We start from the raw sequence: 16,414 nt of genomic DNA, 5'->3' as shown, positions 1-16,414 counted from the left end.
TGCACTGAAAAAAAGCCCGACTCTACAGTCGGGCTTTTTTATCAACCGCCAGGCAATCAGGCATCCAGCTCAGCCCAGCGCTCGACCATCTGCTCCAGCTCGGCGTTCAACTGCTCCAGACGGGCAATCACCGCAGCAGTTTCCGCCGCCGGACGCTGGTAGAAGCCAGCGTCGGCCATTTCAGCCTCAACCCCGGCAATCTGCTGCTCCATGGCATCGATCTGCCCAGGCAACGCCTCAAGCTCGCGCTGCAGCTTGTAGCTGAGCTTCTTTTTCGCCGTCGGCGCTTCCTGCGCAGGAGCGGGAGCCGCCTGCACCGGTGCCACGACCGCGGAATTCAGCTCGGCCTTGCCGGACTTGTTCTCGGTCACGCCCAGCAATCGCGGCGAGCCGCCCTGGCGCAGCCAGTCCTGGTAACCACCGACGTACTCGCGAACCTTGCCCTCGCCTTCAAAGACCAGGGTGCTGGTGACCACGTTGTCGAGGAAGGCCCGGTCGTGACTGACCATCAGCACAGTGCCCTGGAACGTCAGCAGCACTTCTTCAAGCAGTTCGAGGGTTTCCACATCCAGGTCGTTGGTCGGTTCGTCGAGCACCAGCAGGTTCGCCGGTTTGCTGAACAGTTTGGCCAGCAACAACCGCGCACGCTCACCACCGGACAGCGCCTTGACTGGCGTACGAGCACGCTGCGGGCTGAACAGGAAGTCACCGAGGTAGCTCAGCACGTGACGGCTCTGACCATCGATCTCGATGAAGTCGCGACCTTCGGCGACGTTGTCGATCACGGTCTTTTCCAGGTCCAACTGATGACGCAACTGGTCGAAGTAGGCCACGTCGATCCGTGTGCCCTCTTCCACCTTGCCGCTGCTGGGAACCAGGCCACCGAGCATCAGCTTGAGCAAGGTGGTCTTACCGGTGCCGTTGGCGCCCAGCAGGCCGATACGGTCGCCGCGCTGCAGGACCATGGAGAAGTCCTTGACCAGGAACGGGCCGTCCGGGTGAGCGAAGCTGACGTTCTCCAGGACCATCACCTGCTTGCCGGACTTGTCCGCAGTTTCCAGCTGGATGTTGGCCTTGCCGGTACGCTCACGGCGCTCACTGCGCTCCACGCGCAGCGCCTTGAGCGCACGCACGCGGCCTTCGTTACGGGTACGCCGGGCCTTGATGCCCTGGCGGATCCACACTTCTTCCTGGGCCAGGCGCTTGTCGAACAGCGCGTTGGCGGTTTCTTCCGCCGCCAGCATGGCTTCCTTGTGCACCAGGAAGCTGGCGTAGTCGCCGTTCCAGTCGATCAGGCCGCCGCGGTCCAGTTCGAGGATGCGCGTGGCCAGGTTCTGCAGGAAGGAACGGTCGTGGGTAATAAAGAGGACCGCGCCCTGGAAATCCTTCAGCGCTTCTTCCAGCCAGGCAATCGCGCCGATGTCCAGGTGGTTGGTCGGCTCGTCGAGCAGCAGCAGATCCGGCTCGGACACCAGGGCCTGGGCCAGCAGCACGCGACGACGCCAGCCGCCGGACAACTCGGCGAGGGTCTTGTCGGCTGGAAGCTGCAGACGGCTCAAGGTGCTGTCCACCAGTTGCTGCAGGCGCCAGCCGTCACGGGCTTCGAGGTCGTGCTGGACGTGCATCAGTTTTTCCAGATCGGCGTCGGTGACGATGTTCTGACTCAGGTGGTGGTACTGGGCCAGCAGCTCGCCGACACCGTCCAGGCCCTGGGCAACCACGTCGAACACGGTCCGCTCGTCGGCCACCGGCAATTCCTGGGGCAATTCGCCGATCTTCAGACCGGGTGCGCGCCATACGGAGCCGTCATCGGGCTTCTGATCGCCCTTGACCAACTTCATCATGCTGGATTTGCCAGTACCGTTACGGCCGATGATGCACACCCGCTCACCACGGGCGATCTGCCAGGACACCTTGTCCAACAACGGCATGGCGCCGAAAGCAAGGGACACATCGCTGAATTTGAGCAGGGTCATGTTCTTCTCCAAAAACCGGGCGCGCATTCTACCTGAGTTGAGCCCGCAGAAGGCCGGGTATTTCTCCCCCGGCGGCGCCAGCGGTACATTTGTTGCCAACTGATGCCAACGGCTCGGCAAAGCTTTCACCGGTTGCTGGCAAAAGGCTAAGCTAGTGAGCAATCAGTGTTGGCCCTGTCGGCACTTGTCATGATTTCTCTGCCCGGATGTCTCATGCGCAGTCGCCTTTTCAGCCTTTTATCCTGTCTGCTCCTTTCCGCCACTGCCGCCCAATCCGCCCTGGCGGCGGACCTGACCCAGCAACGCCAGTACTACGATGAAGCCAAGCGCGCCCTGGCCAAGGGCGATTCCGGCCCCTACTTCCGTTATGCCGATGCGCTACGCGACTACCCGCTGGAACCCTACCTGGCCTATGACGAGCTCACCGCTCGCCTGAAGTCCGCCAGCAACGCCGAGATCGAGAAATTTCTCGCTGAACATGGCGACCTGCCCCAGGCCAACTGGATGAAACTGCGCTGGTTGCGCTGGCTGGCCGAACGTGGCGATTGGGCGACCTTCACCAAGTACTACGACCCGAAACTCAATTTCACCGAGCTGGACTGCCTCAATGGCCAGTACCAACTGGGGCACAACCTCAAGGCCGAAGGCTACGCCGCGACCGAAAAACTCTGGCTGACCGGCAAATCCCAACCTGCTGCCTGCGACGCGTTGTTCGCCCAGTGGGCCGCCGAAGGCCAGTTGACCGAACAGAAACGCTGGCAGCGGGCCAAGCTGGCCGCCGAAGCGCGTAATTATCCGCTGGCCAACAGCCTGGTGAAGAGCATGAGCACCCTGGCGCCTCAGGGTCGCTTGCTGGTCGATGTGGCGCAAAAGCCCGAGCTGCTGAGCCAGCCCTCGCGCTTCCAGCCTGCCGACGAGGCCATGTCCGACGTGGTCGGCCTGGGCCTGCGCCGCCTGGCCCGCCAGGATCCGGACAAGGCCATGGCCCTGCTGGATGGCTATGCCAGCAGCATGCACTTCTCCCGTGACGAAAAAGTGGCGATTGCCCGCGAGATCGGCCTGACCCTGGCCCGGCGCTTCGACAGCCGCGCCCTGGACGTGATGACCAAGTACGATCCCGAACTGCGGGACAACACCGTGTCCGAATGGCGCCTGCGCCTGCTGCTGCGCCTGGCGCGCTGGGAAGACGCCTACCAGCTGACCCGCAAGCTGCCCCAGGACCTGGCGACTACCAACCGCTGGCGCTACTGGCAGGCGCGCAGCCTGGAGCTGGCCGAACCGAAGAACCCACAGGCACAGGCATTGTTCAAGGGCCTGGCCCGGGAGCGGGACTTCTATGGCTTCCTCGCCGCCGACCACGCGAAGGCGCCCTACCAGCTGAACAACCAGCCACTGATGCTCAGCCAAGCCCTCATCAACAAGGTCCGCAATACCCCGGGGGTACGCCGCGCCCTGGAACTGCACGCTCGCGGGCAGATCGTCGACGGTCGCCGCGAGTGGTACCACGTCAGCCGGCATTTCAACCGTGATGAAATGGTCGCCCAGGCCAAGCTGGCCTATGACCTGAAATGGTATTTCCCGGCCATTCGCACCATCAGCCAGGCCCAGTACTGGGACGATCTGGACATCCGCTTCCCGATGGCCCACCGCGACACCCTGGTGCGTGAAGCCAAGGTTCGCGGCCTGCACTCCAGCTGGGTGTTCGCCATTACCCGCCAGGAAAGCGCCTTCATGGACGACGCTCGCTCCGGCGTCGGCGCCAGTGGCCTGATGCAACTGATGCCCGGCACCGCCAAGGAAACCGCGCGCAAGTTCAGCATTCCCCTGGCCTCGCCCCAGCAAGTGCTGGACCCGGACAAGAACATCCAGCTGGGCGCCGCTTACCTGAGCCAGGTCCACAGCCAGTTCAACGGCAACCGGGTACTGGCCTCTGCCGCCTACAACGCCGGCCCCGGACGGGTGCGCCAGTGGCTCAAGGGCGCCGACCACCTGAGTTTCGATGTCTGGGTGGAAAGCATTCCTTTCGATGAAACCCGCCAGTACGTACAGAACGTCCTGTCCTACTCGGTGATCTACGGCCAGAAACTCAACTCGCCGCAGCCCCTGGTGGACTGGCACGAGCGTTATTTCGACGACCAGTAACTACCGCCCCACGACAAAAAATGCCCGCAGCGATGCGGGCGTTTTCGTCTTCCCCCCAACGGCCTGCCCTCAGTTGTAGCCATCGCTGAATTGCAGGGCCGCCAGGCGCGCATACAAAGGATTGCTCGCGATCAGTTGCTGGTGAGTGCCCACCGCGACCAACCTGCCCTGGTCCATGACCGCAATGCGGTCGGCGTTCTTCACCGTGGCCAGGCGATGGGCAATCACCAGAGTGGTGCGGTTCTTCATCAGGCTGGGCAAGGCCTGCTGGATCAGGTGCTCGCTTTGCGCATCCAGGGCACTGGTGGCTTCGTCCAGCAGCAGGATCGGCGCGTCCACCAGCAACGCCCGGGCAATCGCCAGGCGCTGGCGCTGGCCGCCGGAAAGGCCGAGCCCGGCGTCTCCCAGGTGAGTCTGGTAACCCTCGGGCATCTGCTCGATGAACTCGTGGGCATAGGCGATCTTCGCTGCCTCCTGCACCTGGGCCAGGGTCGCCTGGGGATTGCCGTAGCGAATGTTCTCTTCAATGCTGCCGTAGAACAGCGCCGGGCTTTGCGAAACCAGGGCGAAGCAGCGGCGCAGGTCCAGCGGGTCGAGCTGGGTCAAGGGCACGCCATCGAGCAGGATTCGCCCCTGCTGCGGGTCGTAGAAGCGCAGCAACAGATCATAAAGGGTGGATTTACCGGCGCCCGACGGCCCCACCAAGGCCAGCGTTTCCCCGGCCTGGATATTCAGGCTCAGGCCATCGACTGCATAACGGTCGGGGCGCGAGGGATAGGAAAACCGCAGGCTGTCCAGTTCCAGATCGCCGCGTACCCGCGCCGGCAGGGTCACCAGCCCGCTGTCGGGCGGCTGGATGATGTTGTCTGCGCGCAGCAATTCAGCAATCCGCTCTGCTGCACCGGCGGCGCGTTGCAACTCGCCGATCACTTCACTCAAGGTGCCAAAGGCGCTCCCCACGATCAGGCTGTAGAAGACGAATGCCGCCAGCTCGCCGCCGGAGATGCGCCCGGCAATCACATCCATGCCACCGACCCAGAGCATCACGCCCACCGCGCCGAGCACCAGGACAATCACCAGGGTGATCAGCCAGGCGCGCTGGACGATCCGCTTGCGCGCCGTCTCGAACGCCTGCTCCACGGTCACGGCAAAGCGCTGTTCATCCTGGGGTTGATGGTTGTAGGCCTGGACCGTCTTGATCTGGCCGAGGGTTTCCGAGACATAGCTGCCGACATCGGCGATCCGGTCCTGGCTCAGGCGTGACAGGCTGCGTACCCGCCGGCCGAAGATCAGGATCGGCGCCAGCACCAGTGGCAAGGCGATGACCACGATGCTGGTGAGCTTGGGGTTGGTGATGAACAGCAAAATGATGCCGCCGAGCACCATCAGCGCATTACGCAAAAACAGCGACAGCGAAGAACCGATCACCGACTGCAACAAGGTGGTGTCCGCGGTCAACCGCGACTGGATTTCCGAACTGCGGTTGTTTTCATAGAACCCGGGATGCAGGTAGATCAGGTGATTGAACACCTGGCGCCGGATGTCCGCCACGCATCGCTCGCCAATCCACGACACCAGGTAGAAGCGCACGAACGTGCCCACCGCCAGCGCCAGAACCAGCAGCAGAAACAGACCGATGGACTGGTTCAGCAGATGGGGGGATTGAGTCATGAACCCTTGATCCACCAACAGGCGGATGCCCTGGCCCATGGACAAGGTAATGCCGGCAGTGATGATCAGTGCCAGCAAGGCGCCCAGCGCCTGCCAGCGGTAGGGAGCGACAAAGCGGCTGGCCAGATGCAGCGCCCGGCGGTGACGAGAAGAAAGCATGCAGTTCATCCATTGACGCACCGGCGAGCCGTTCGCTGCAGCGGCGGCAACGAGATGAATTCGCAGGAACTTTGCTAAATCACAATGAGTCAGGTTGATTATGACCGCTGACACTAGCGCCTAGAGATTATCGATCTAATCCGTCGCTGGCACTCTCCGGGCATTTCTGTTGGAGTGAAGTGGCCGGGCCAGCCCTCGCGGCGCTCTGTAACAGCTTGGTCACCCGGTCATTCTAGAGTAAGCACACAACCTGATGAGGAGACAGGCCATGTCCTTGCAACACAGCAGCAATGACAAGATTCAAGTAATCCGTACCCAGCCAAACCAGTCTCTGGGGTGTGCCATCATCGACGCTCAGGGTCGCGAAGTACCTATTACTGAAGACATGATCCAGAACGCCTGCCGCGAACTGGAAAAGCGACTGGTCAAGCCTGCTCGGCAAGATTGACACATAGCCTCACGTCCTCTTGACCCGGCCTTGCGGCCGGGTTTTTTATCCGCGCCATTCGTATACGGCGAACAGGCTCAGACTTCCCTGGCGCCCAAGGCCTGGACAATCTGGCTCAAGGCCGCCGACTCGCCCTGGATTCGCACTTGCAGGCCTTCGATCTCGCGGCGCTCCGGATAATGCTTGCGCAGACCATCGAAGGCACTGCGTTGCTTGTCGACATCGTCCGACAGGCTACGGCGAAAGTCCGCATCGTCGCGGCGCGGGTCGTAGACCGCCCGGCAGATCATCGCCAGGGCCCAGGCCGGATCCGCATTGGCATTCAGGTTGACCTGCGGCACCCAGGGCGCCGGCAGCAAGGCCGACAGGCTGACCTGTTCGGCCTGCCCGAGGAAGCGGCAATAGGCCTGGTAGATCTGTGCCGTACCGCGCTGCTTGCCGTCCAGGCTGTAACCGGCGATATGCGGCGTCGCCAGTACGCAAAGATCCGCCAGAGCGCCGTCCACCGTCGGCTCCTCCTCCCAGACATCCAGCACCGCCTGCAGGTCTTCGCGCTGGCGCAGCACTTCACGCAGGGCCTGGTTGTCCACCACCGGGCCACGGGCCGCGTTGATCAGCCAGGTGCCGTGCCGGAGCTGGTTCAGCCGCTGCCGATCCAGCAGGTGCCAGGTGGCATGCTCCCCAGCTCTGGTCAGCGGCGTGTGCAGGCTGATGACATCGCAACGTTCCAGCAACTGCTCCAGGCTGACGTAATCACCGCCCTCCACCGCCTGCCGCTGCGGATCGCAGACCAGCACGTTCCAGCCCAGGCCGCGCAGCACCTTGATCAGGCGCCCACCCACCTCGCCGGCACCGACCACGCCGTAGCAACGCTGCGCCAGGTCCACGCCTTCGATCTCGGCCAGGGTCAGCAGGCTGCCCAGCACATAGTCCACGACGCCCCGGGCATTGCACCCTGGCGCACTGGACCAGGTGATTCCGGCCTGCTGGAAGTAGTCCAGGTCCAGGTGATCGGTGCCGATGGTGCAGGTGCCGACAAACCGCACCGGGCTGCCGTCGAGCAACTGGCGGTCGACCTGAGTCACCGAGCGCACCAGCAACACATCCGCCTGCGCCACGGTCGCCCGATCGATGGCACGCCCGGGGAAGCGTCGGATCTCGCCGAAACCGGCAAAGAACTCTTCGATCAGGGGGATATTTTCGTCGGCAACAATCAACATGGCAGGCTCCTCTTGCGGAGCCGCAGTGTAGGCGCAGATGACAGGGCGAGCCAGCACGGCATGCGCGCGACCGGGCATTTTCACCGGCCCCGTCGATTACAAATCGACAACACTGGATTTTTTCCTGACCGGGGTGTCAGCGCGTAGACTGTCGCGTCCTGCGCAACACCACCTATGGACGCAACGCCCCGTGAATTCCGTGAACCACTCCCCCGCCGCCACGACCACCAGCCGCCCTGCCCGGGTCGGCCGCGAGCTGTACGACCTGCTGGTGCTGGCGATGCCCATCATGATTGCCCAGGTGGCAACCACCGCCATGGGCTTTGTCGATGCGGTCATGGCCGGCCGGGTCGGCCCGCGAGACCTGGCGGCGGTGGCGCTGGGCAACTCGATCTGGATTCCGGTGTTCCTACTGATGACCGGCACCCTGCTGGCCACGACGCCCAAGGTGGCGCAGCGCTTCGGCGCCGGCAAACTGCAGGAGATCGGTCCGCTGGTGCGCCAGGCGCTGTGGCTGGCCGTGGTGGCCGGGATCTGCGCCTTGCTGATACTGATCTGCGCCGAGCCGGTGCTGCACCTGATGAAGGTCGACCCGGAACTGATCAAGCCCTGCATGGGCTACCTGCACGGGATTGCCAGTGGCCTGCCGGCGGTGGCGCTCTATTACGTGCTGCGCTGCTTGAGCGATGGCCTGGGCCGCACGGTACCGAGCATGGTCATAGGCCTGGGTGGCCTGGCCCTGAACATTCCCATCAACTACATCTTCATCTATGGCCACTTCGGCGTGCCGGCCATGGGCGGCGTCGGCTGCGGCTGGGCCACGGCCATCGTGATGTGGGCCATGATGCTGGGCATGGCCGCGTGGATTCGCTGGGCGCCGGCCTACCGCAAGATCCAGTTGTTCAGCCGCTTCGACTGGCCGCAAGGGGCGATGATCGGGCGCTTGCTGGGCATCGGCCTGCCGATTGGCATCGCGGTGTTCGCCGAATCGAGCATCTTCGCGGTCATCGCCCTGTTGATCGGCAGCCTGGGGGCCACGGTGGTGGCCGGGCACCAGATCGCCCTCAACGTCAGCGCCCTGATGTTCATGATTCCCTACTCCCTGGCCATGGCGGTGACCGTGCGGGTCGGCCAGGCCCTGGGCCGCCAGCAACCGCGCAATGCGCGCTTCAGTGCCGGCGTCGGCATGGCCACGGCACTGGCCTACGCCTGCCTCTCGGCGAGCCTGATGTTCTTCCTGCGCGAGCCCATCGCCACCATCTATACCACCGACCCGATGGTGATCCAGGTGGCGTCGATGCTGATCGTGTATGCGGCGCTGTTCCAGTTTTCCGACGGCATCCAGGTCACGGCAGCCGGCGCGCTGCGCGGCTATCAGGACACCCGGGTGACCATGATCCTGACCCTGTTCGCCTACTGGGGAATTGGCTTGCCAGTGGGTTACGCCCTGGGCCTGACCGACTGGTTCGGCCCTGCGCGCGGCCCGAGCGGCCTGTGGGAAGGCCTGATTGTCGGCTTGAGCTGCGCGGCGCTGATGCTGTCGATCCGCCTGACCCGCAGCGCGCGCAAGCAGATCCGCACCAGCCGCGCGGCGAGTTAATCGAGCTTCTTGCGAATCCAGTAGAGGTAGGTGCCCGCCTCTTCCTGCTGCGCCACCAGTTCATGGTCGAGAAACACGCAAAACTTGGGAATGTCGCGGCGGGTGGAGGGGTCGGTGGCAATCACCTTCAACAGGCCGCCCGGCGCCAAGTCGCGAATGTGCTGGTGCAGCATCATGACCGGCTCCGGGCAGTTGAGGCCGGTGGCGTCGAGGGTGCCGTCAACCGGCGTATCGATAATCTGACTCATGAATCACTCCTGAAACTGGCCGGCATTGTCGCGCAACGCCGCCATCGGTTCATCTGTTGCCGTCGCTATAACGTCCCCACCGTCCTGCAGGAACTGGCTTGCCAGCTCCTGCAGGGAATCGCGCGGTGTTTCGATCGCTATGCCGATTTGGTTTTTTTCTGGTCCAGGCGCCGCAGGTGGCAAGTGACTTCCTCGCGGTCGTGGTACAGCTGCTTGCAGCCAATCGCCACGCGAATGCCCCGGGCCTTGAAGCCCTCTTCGATGCGCTCCAGCAAACGCTTCACTTCGGCGTAACGCTGCTTCATCGGCAACTTCAGGTTGACCACCGCTTCGCGGCAATGCCCCTCGCCAATCCAGGTTTCCAGCAGCGCCGCGTTGCGCGCCGGCTTCTCGACGATGTCGCAGACCATCCAGTCCACCGGCTGCCTGGGCTTGTAGGTAAAACCATCCGCCATCAAGTGCTGCACCAGGCCGGTGTCCATCAGGCTTTCGGCCATCGGGCCGTTGTCGACAGCGGTCACCAGCATGCCACGGTTGACCAGTTGCCAGGTCCAGCCACCGGGAGCGGCCCCCAGGTCGACGCCGGTCATGTCGCCATGCAGGCGCTCATCCCATTGCTCCCGGGGAATGAAATGGTGCCAGGCTTCCTCCAGCTTCAGGGTCGAGCGGCTCGGCGCCTCCCGGGGGAACTTCAGCCGCGGAATGCCCATGGGCCACATCGCCGAGTTACCGGCATCCGCCAGGCCGACAAAGACCTCACGGCCACTCTTGAAGGTCAGCAGCAAGCGCGGCTTGGCGGCATCGTCCACCAGCTTGCCGGCAGCGCTCAGGGCCTTGCGCAGCGGCGCTTCGAACTTCTTGCAGAAGTTCGACAGTTCCTTGCCGTCATTGGTATCCACCACTTCCAGCCACAGGCTGCCGCACTGCGGGAAGTTGGCCAGGTAGGCCAGGATCACGCTGATGCGGTCGGTTTCCGGCAAATCGATGAAACCGCCCCGGGCCCACTGCCGGGGAAAGATCAGCTCCGAGAAGCGCAGGCCCTGCATCAGGCGCTGGGCGCCGTCATCCTCGGTGCAGATGAACTCGGCGCAGGCGGTGCTGGGCTTGGCCTTGGCGTAGCCGGCGACATTCAACCGGGCGGCGTGATCGGCGATCTCGGAGCAGACTTCGCCCTCGAAACCGGGCCGGCAATGGATAAACAGGGTGTTCATTGAATCTCCTGGGCAATTGGCGATGAATCGATGCGCAAACCTGCCCTGTAGCAAAGCCTGTCACGAAAACCGGCGCATGATAACCGAGTTCGGAACCTTGGACTTGAGCCAGCAGTCCAGTGATTAGCCATAAGCCCCAAACAGAGCTAGGTTAACTCTCTGTCCGTATCACAGGTCCGTAGCCGTGCGGGCCACAAGGAGTCATTCAATGCCATCCCTCGATAGCCTGAAAACCCTTAAAACCCTGAAGGTCGACGATAAGACCTACCACTATTTCAGCCTGCCGGACGCCGCCAGGAGCCTGGGCGATATCGACGCCCTGCCCATGTCGCTGAAAGTCCTGCTGGAAAACCTGCTGCGCTGGGAAGACGACAAGACCGTCACCGGCGCCGACCTCAAGGCCCTCGCCGCCTGGCTCAAGGAGCGCCGCTCCGACCGCGAGATCCAGTACCGCCCGGCCCGGGTGCTGATGCAGGACTTCACCGGCGTGCCGGCGGTGGTCGACCTGGCCGCCATGCGCGCCGCCATGGCCAAGGCCGGCGGTGATCCGCAACGGATCAACCCGCTGTCGCCGGTGGACCTGGTGATCGACCACTCGGTGATGGTGGACAAGTTCGCCAGCAGCAGCGCCTTCGAACAGAACGTCGACATCGAGATGCAGCGCAACGGTGAACGCTATGCCTTCCTGCGCTGGGGCCAGAGCGCCTTCGACAACTTCAGCGTGGTACCGCCGGGCACCGGTATCTGCCACCAGGTCAACCTGGAATACCTGGGACGCACGGTCTGGACCAAGGACGAAGACGGTCGCACCTACGCCTTCCCCGACACCCTGGTGGGCACCGACTCGCACACCACCATGATCAACGGCCTCGGCGTACTCGGCTGGGGCGTGGGCGGGATCGAGGCCGAGGCAGCCATGCTCGGCCAGCCGGTGTCGATGCTGATTCCCGAAGTCATCGGTTTCAAGCTCACCGGCAAGCTCAAGGAAGGCATCACCGCCACCGACCTGGTGCTGACGGTGACCCAGATGCTGCGCAAGAAAGGCGTGGTCGGAAAATTCGTCGAGTTCTATGGCGACGGCCTGGCCGACCTGCCCTTGGCGGACCGCGCCACCATCGCCAACATGGCACCGGAATACGGCGCCACCTGCGGCTTCTTCCCGGTGGATGACATCACCCTGGATTACCTGCGCCTGTCCGGGCGTCCGAGCGAGCTGGTGAAACTGGTGGAGGCCTACAGCAAGGCTCAGGGCCTGTGGCGCCTGCCGGGCAAGGAGCCGGTATTCACCGACAGCCTGGCGCTGGACATGGGCGGCGTCGAAGCCAGCCTCGCCGGACCAAAACGGCCACAGGACCGGGTTGCACTGCCCAACGTGGCCCAGGCTTTCACTGACTTCCTCGACCTGCAGTTCAAGCCCACCAGCAAGGAAGAAGGCCGCCTGGAAAGCGAAGGCGGTGGTGGCGTTGCCGTCGGCAACGCCGACCTGGTGGGCGAAGCCGACTACCAATACGAAGGCCAGACCTACCGCCTGAAAAACGGCGCGGTGGTGATCGCGGCCATCACGTCCTGCACCAACACCTCCAACCCCAGCGTAATGATGGCCGCCGGCCTGGTGGCGAAGAAAGCCGTGGAAAAAGGCTTGCAACGCAAACCCTGGGTCAAGAGCTCCCTGGCCCCGGGCTCCAAGGTAGTGACCGACTACTACAAGGCCGCGGGCCTGACGCAATACCTGAATCAGCTGGGCTTCGACCTGGTGGGTTATGGATGCACCACTTGCATCGGCAACTCCGGCCCGCTGCAGGAGCCGATCGAGAAAGCCATCCAGCAGGCCGACCTCAGCGTGGCCTCGGTGCTGTCCGGCAACCGCAACTTCGAAGGCCGGGTGCATCCGCTGGTGAAAACCAACTGGCTGGCCTCGCCGCCGCTGGTGGTGGCCTACGCCCTGGCGAGCACGGTGCGCATCGACATCAGCAGCGAACCGCTGGGCCAGGGCAAGGACGGCCAGCCGGTGTACCTGCGGGACATCTGGCCCAGCAGCAAGGAAATCGCCGACGCCGTGGCCCAGGTCAACACCCGGATGTTCCACAAGGAATACGCCGAAGTGTTTGCCGGGGATGCGCAGTGGCAAGCCATCGAAGTGCCGCAGGCCGCCACCTATGTCTGGCAGGACGACTCGACCTATATCCAGCACCCGCCGTTCTTCGATGGCATCGCCGGCCCACTGCCGTCCATCAAGGATGTCAGCGGCGCCCGGGTACTGGCCTTGCTTGGGGATTCGGTGACCACCGACCACATCTCCCCGGCCGGCAACATCAAGGCCGACAGCCCGGCCGGCCGCTACCTGCGCGACAAGGGCGTGGAGCCGCGGGACTTCAACTCCTACGGCTCACGGCGCGGCAACCACGAAGTGATGATGCGCGGCACCTTCGCCAATATCCGCATCCGCAACGAAATGCTCGGTGGCGAGGAAGGTGGCAACACCCTGTACATCCCCACCGGCGAGAAGCTGGCGATCTATGACGCGGCCATGCGCTACCAGGCCGACGGCACGCCGCTGGTGGTGATCGCCGGCCAGGAGTACGGCACCGGTTCCAGCCGCGACTGGGCAGCCAAGGGCACCAATCTGCTTGGGGTCAAGGCGGTGATCGCCGAAAGCTTCGAGCGCATCCACCGCTCCAACCTGGTGGGCATGGGGGTCTTGCCCTTGCAGTTCAAGCTCGATCAGAACCGCAAGAGCCTGAAGCTGACCGGCAAGGAAACCCTGGACATTCTCGGCCTCAGCGGCGCCGAGCTGATGCCGCGGATGAACCTGGCCCTGGTGATCACCCGCGAGGATGGCAGCCAGGAAAAGATCGACGTGCTGTGCCGCATCGACACCTTGAATGAAGTGGAGTACTTCAAGTCCGGCGGGATCCTGCACTACGTGCTGCGCCAACTGATTGCATCCTGATCCGCAACGAAACCAGACACCGCCTTAGGGCGGTGTTTTTCGTCGGGCTGTCGAACAAAACTCAGCTGGTTATACTTGCCACCCGCCGGCTGACCCGCCGGTCGCAAAAGCGACTACAGATCCGGCGCTGTACGACGTCTCTGCAACACCCCTTTCTTTTTTGCAACAAGGATTCCACATGACCGCTTTGCCATGGATGTATCTGGCACTCCTTTCTATTGGCTACGCACTGGCTCTCAGCTACGGGCAACTGGGGCTGCTGGCCGCCCTCTCGATCCTCCTCCTGCTCTGTGCCGGCTTTGCCGTGCGCCAGCAACGCAGCCGGGTCGGCCAGTACCTGGGCCACGGCCTGTTCGTGGTGCTGGCCCTGGCCCTGGCCATGCACTGGCTGCCTGGCTTCTACAATGGCCGGGCCATCGACCCACAACGCTTTACTGACGATGCCGTGCCGTTTTCCATGTACCTGAACCAAGACAAGCCGCTGATCGGTTTCTGGCTGCTGCTGGTGTGCCCGTGGATTATCGGGCGGCGCTCATTGCGCCTGTCGCTGTATGCCACCGCCGTGGCCCTGACCCTGTGCGCAGTGGCTGCGCTGGGTGGCGCACTGCTGCTGGGGATCATCAGCTGGGCCCCCAAATGGCCTGATCAGGCCTGGCTGTGGGTGCTGAACAACCTGCTGCTGGTGACGCTGGTGGAGGAAGCGCTGTTCCGTGGCTATATCCAGGGTGGCCTGAGCCGACGCTTCAAGGCGCTGCCCCATGGCGAGAACCTGGCGCTAGTATGCGCAGCCCTGCTGTTCGGCCTGGTCCACCTGGGCGCAGGGTGGCAATGGACCCTACTGGCGAGCATCGCCGGGGTCGGCTACGGTCTGGCCTATCGCTTTGGCGGCCTGAGCGCGGCAATCGCCACTCACTTCGGTCTCAACCTACTGCATTTCGGCCTGTTCACCTACCCGATGCTGGCCGGATAAACGGCCGGTCATTTAGCCAAACCAGTACTTCAGAAGTATTGACTGCCAAGGAAGAAGGTCAATGATTAGCCCCTCGCCAACGCCAGCTGAAAGCCGCAGGCGTTTTTTGCAAGCGACACATTCTGCCAATGAGACCCAGAGCCGATTATTGAAAAATAATTTCAATAATCGGTTGAAGCGGCCGACAACCCATCAAAGCCTTGCGGATCGAAAAAGCCATGCGTAATAACCAGCCTGTCACTCAGCGCGAACGTACCTTCCCGGCTCAACAACGGTTGATTTCCACCACCGACGCCAAAGGCGTGATCACCTACTGCAACGACGCTTTTGTCGAGATCAGTGGGTTCTCCCGTGAAGAACTGGTTCGCGCACCGCACAACCTGGTCCGTCACCCCGATGTACCGGCAGCAGTGTTCGCGCACATGTGGGGCACCTTGAAACAAGGCTTGCCATGGATGGGCATCGTCAAGAACCGCTGCAAGACCGGTGACCACTACTGGGTCAACGCCTATGTAACGCCAGTCTTCGAAGGCAGCCAGGTGGTGGGCTACGAATCGGTACGGGTCAAACCCACCGCCGAACAGGTACGCCGCGCCGAGGCCCTCTACCAACGCATCAACACCGGCAAGTCGGCCATTCCCAAGCGTGACAAGTGGCTACCGGTGCTGCAGGACTGGCTGCCGTTCATTCTGGTCAGCCAGTTGAGCTTCATGATCGGTGCCTGGCTCAACTCCCACTGGGGCTTCGCCCTGGCCGCCGCGCTTTCGGTGCCGCTGGGCCTGCTGGGCCTGAGCTGGCAGCAACGCGGCCTCAAGCGCCTGTTGCGCCTGGCCGAGCAGACCACCTCCGACCCGCTGATCGCCCAGATGTATACCGACAGCCGCGGCGCCCAGGCGCGCCTGGAAATGTCGATCCTGAGCCAGGAAGCACGCCTGAAGACCTGCCTGACCCGCTTGCAGGACACGGCCGAGCACCTCAACGAGCAGGCCCGCCAGTCCGACACCCTGGCCCACAACAGCTCCAGCGGCCTGGAACGTCAGCGGGTCGAGACCGAACAGGTGGCCACCGCGGTCAACCAGATGGCCGCCACCACCCAGGAAGTGGCCAGCCACGTGCAACGCACCGCCGACGCCACCCAGGAAGCCAACCGTCTCACCGGCCGTGGCCGGGACATCGCCGGGGAAACCCGCGAAGCCATCCAGCGCCTGTCGGTGGTGGTGGGCGAAACCGGCCTGACCGTGACCCAGTTGGCCAAGGACAGCGACGAGATCGGCGGCGTGGTGGATGTGATCAAGGGCATCGCCGACCAGACCAACCTGCTGGCGTTGAACGCTGCCATCGAAGCGGCGCGAGCCGGGGAAATGGGTCGCGGCTTCGCCGTGGTCGCCGATGAAGTGCGCCAGCTGGCGCAACGCACCAGCGAGTCCACCGGGCAGATCCACACCCTGATCGCCAAGCTGCAGCAAACCGCAGCCACCGCCGTGCAGACCATGGACGCCGGTCATCGCCAAGCCGAAGAAGGCGTGGCACGGGTGCTGGAAGCCGACCAGGCCCTGGTGGGCATCAGCGAAGCGGTGGCCAACATCACCGACATGACCACCCAGATCGCTGCCGCTACCGAAGAGCAAAGCTCGGTGGCCGAAGAGATCAGCCGCAACATCAGCACCATTGCGCAACTGGCGGACCAGACTTCGGAGCAGGCCCAGCACTCGGCCGAACTCAGCGAAGCCCTGACCCGCACTGCACATACCCAGTACTCGCTGGTGGAGCGCTTCAACCGCTGAGTCTTTCGACTGGCGACAAAAAACCGGAAGCCTTG

At 63.4% G+C, this 16,414-nt stretch carries 11 protein-coding genes; 6 read left to right on the top strand and 5 right to left on the bottom strand.

Features of this window, described 5'->3' with window-relative positions; genetic code table 11:
• Window positions 1-56: 56 nt before the first annotated feature.
• Window positions 57-1,976 (bottom strand): ATP-binding cassette domain-containing protein, encoded by a 1,920-nt coding sequence (locus tag LXM55_RS16825; RefSeq protein WP_233321402.1) that lies wholly within the window; start codon window positions 1,974-1,976, stop codon window positions 57-59.
• A 213-nt stretch (window positions 1,977-2,189) separates the two neighbouring features.
• Here LXM55_RS16825 and LXM55_RS16820 point away from each other — a divergent pair, with 213 nt between their 5' ends.
• On the top strand, window positions 2,190-4,118 hold the full coding sequence (locus LXM55_RS16820) for a transglycosylase SLT domain-containing protein (RefSeq protein ID WP_233321401.1): 1,929 nt from the start codon (window positions 2,190-2,192) through the stop codon (window positions 4,116-4,118).
• Between the two features lie 69 nt (window positions 4,119-4,187).
• Here the strand turns inward: LXM55_RS16820 and LXM55_RS16815 are convergent, their stop codons facing one another.
• The gene (locus LXM55_RS16815; RefSeq protein WP_233321400.1) at window positions 4,188-5,957 is read right to left on the bottom strand and encodes an ABC transporter transmembrane domain-containing protein; all 1,770 of its coding nucleotides are present in this window, start codon (window positions 5,955-5,957) and stop codon (window positions 4,188-4,190) included.
• Between the two features lie 259 nt (window positions 5,958-6,216).
• On the opposite strand from LXM55_RS16815, the gene LXM55_RS16810 reads away from it, so the two are divergent.
• The gene (locus LXM55_RS16810) at window positions 6,217-6,396 is read left to right on the top strand and encodes a PA1571 family protein (protein WP_011060254.1); all 180 of its coding nucleotides are present in this window, start codon (window positions 6,217-6,219) and stop codon (window positions 6,394-6,396) included.
• Between the two features lie 77 nt (window positions 6,397-6,473).
• Here LXM55_RS16810 and pdxB read toward each other — a convergent pair whose 3' ends face one another.
• Window positions 6,474-7,616, bottom strand: a complete 1,143-nt coding sequence (gene pdxB, locus LXM55_RS16805; protein ID WP_233321399.1) for a 4-phosphoerythronate dehydrogenase PdxB — start codon at window positions 7,614-7,616, stop codon at window positions 6,474-6,476.
• Window positions 7,617-7,806: 190 nt separating this feature from the next.
• Between pdxB and LXM55_RS16800 the strand changes: the two genes are divergently transcribed.
• Window positions 7,807-9,216, top strand: a complete 1,410-nt coding sequence (locus LXM55_RS16800) for an MATE family efflux transporter (RefSeq protein WP_233321398.1) — start codon at window positions 7,807-7,809, stop codon at window positions 9,214-9,216.
• Here the strand turns inward: LXM55_RS16800 and tusA are convergent.
• Both tusA and rlmM read right to left on the bottom strand, forming a co-directional pair.
• Window positions 9,213-9,464, bottom strand: a complete 252-nt coding sequence (gene tusA / locus LXM55_RS16795) for a sulfurtransferase TusA (RefSeq protein ID WP_233321397.1) — start codon at window positions 9,462-9,464, stop codon at window positions 9,213-9,215. The genes LXM55_RS16800 and tusA overlap by 4 nt on opposite strands.
• 137 nt (window positions 9,465-9,601) lie before the next feature.
• Window positions 9,602-10,675, bottom strand: a complete 1,074-nt coding sequence (gene rlmM, locus LXM55_RS16790; RefSeq protein WP_233321396.1) for a 23S rRNA (cytidine(2498)-2'-O)-methyltransferase RlmM — start codon at window positions 10,673-10,675, stop codon at window positions 9,602-9,604.
• A 208-nt stretch (window positions 10,676-10,883) separates the two neighbouring features.
• Here rlmM and acnA point away from each other — a divergent pair, with 208 nt between their 5' ends.
• From acnA to LXM55_RS16775, 3 genes are all read left to right on the top strand, one after another.
• Window positions 10,884-13,625 (top strand): aconitate hydratase AcnA, encoded by a 2,742-nt coding sequence (acnA, locus tag LXM55_RS16785; RefSeq protein ID WP_233321395.1) that lies wholly within the window; start codon window positions 10,884-10,886, stop codon window positions 13,623-13,625.
• A gap of 178 nt (window positions 13,626-13,803) precedes the next feature.
• Entirely contained in the window at window positions 13,804-14,595 is a 792-nt protein-coding gene (locus LXM55_RS16780; protein ID WP_233321394.1) for a CPBP family intramembrane glutamic endopeptidase, read from the top strand.
• 218 nt (window positions 14,596-14,813) lie between these two features.
• Window positions 14,814-16,379: a methyl-accepting chemotaxis protein gene (locus LXM55_RS16775; protein ID WP_053150094.1), complete on the top strand. Its 1,566-nt coding sequence runs from the start codon at window positions 14,814-14,816 to the stop codon at window positions 16,377-16,379.
• The last annotated feature ends 35 nt before the right edge of the window (window positions 16,380-16,414 follow it).

Source organism: Pseudomonas sp. Au-Pse12, assembly GCF_021341665.1.
Lineage (GTDB): Bacteria > Pseudomonadota > Gammaproteobacteria > Pseudomonadales > Pseudomonadaceae > Aquipseudomonas.
Note: the sequence above shows the minus strand (reverse complement) of the source record. Positions and strands in the feature narration are given on the sequence as shown.

What these genes read in the sequence shown, in the direction of transcription:
- LXM55_RS16825 (WP_233321402.1), bottom strand. Translation starts at nt 1,976, where the DNA reads ATGACCCTGCTCAAATTCAGCGATGTGTCCCTTGCTTTCGGCGCCATG.
- LXM55_RS16820 (WP_233321401.1), top strand. Translation starts at nt 2,190, where the DNA reads ATGCGCAGTCGCCTTTTCAGCCTTTTATCCTGTCTGCTCCTTTCCGCC.
- LXM55_RS16815 (WP_233321400.1), bottom strand. Translation starts at nt 5,957, where the DNA reads ATGAACTGCATGCTTTCTTCTCGTCACCGCCGGGCGCTGCATCTGGCC.
- LXM55_RS16810 (WP_011060254.1), top strand. Translation starts at nt 6,217, where the DNA reads ATGTCCTTGCAACACAGCAGCAATGACAAGATTCAAGTAATCCGTACC.
- pdxB (WP_233321399.1), bottom strand. Translation starts at nt 7,616, where the DNA reads ATGTTGATTGTTGCCGACGAAAATATCCCCCTGATCGAAGAGTTCTTT.
- tusA (WP_233321397.1), bottom strand. Translation starts at nt 9,464, where the DNA reads ATGAGTCAGATTATCGATACGCCGGTTGACGGCACCCTCGACGCCACC.
- rlmM (WP_233321396.1), bottom strand. Translation starts at nt 10,675, where the DNA reads ATGAACACCCTGTTTATCCATTGCCGGCCCGGTTTCGAGGGCGAAGTC.
- acnA (WP_233321395.1), top strand. Translation starts at nt 10,884, where the DNA reads ATGCCATCCCTCGATAGCCTGAAAACCCTTAAAACCCTGAAGGTCGAC.
- LXM55_RS16780 (WP_233321394.1), top strand. Translation starts at nt 13,804, where the DNA reads ATGACCGCTTTGCCATGGATGTATCTGGCACTCCTTTCTATTGGCTAC.
- LXM55_RS16775 (WP_053150094.1), top strand. Translation starts at nt 14,814, where the DNA reads ATGCGTAATAACCAGCCTGTCACTCAGCGCGAACGTACCTTCCCGGCT.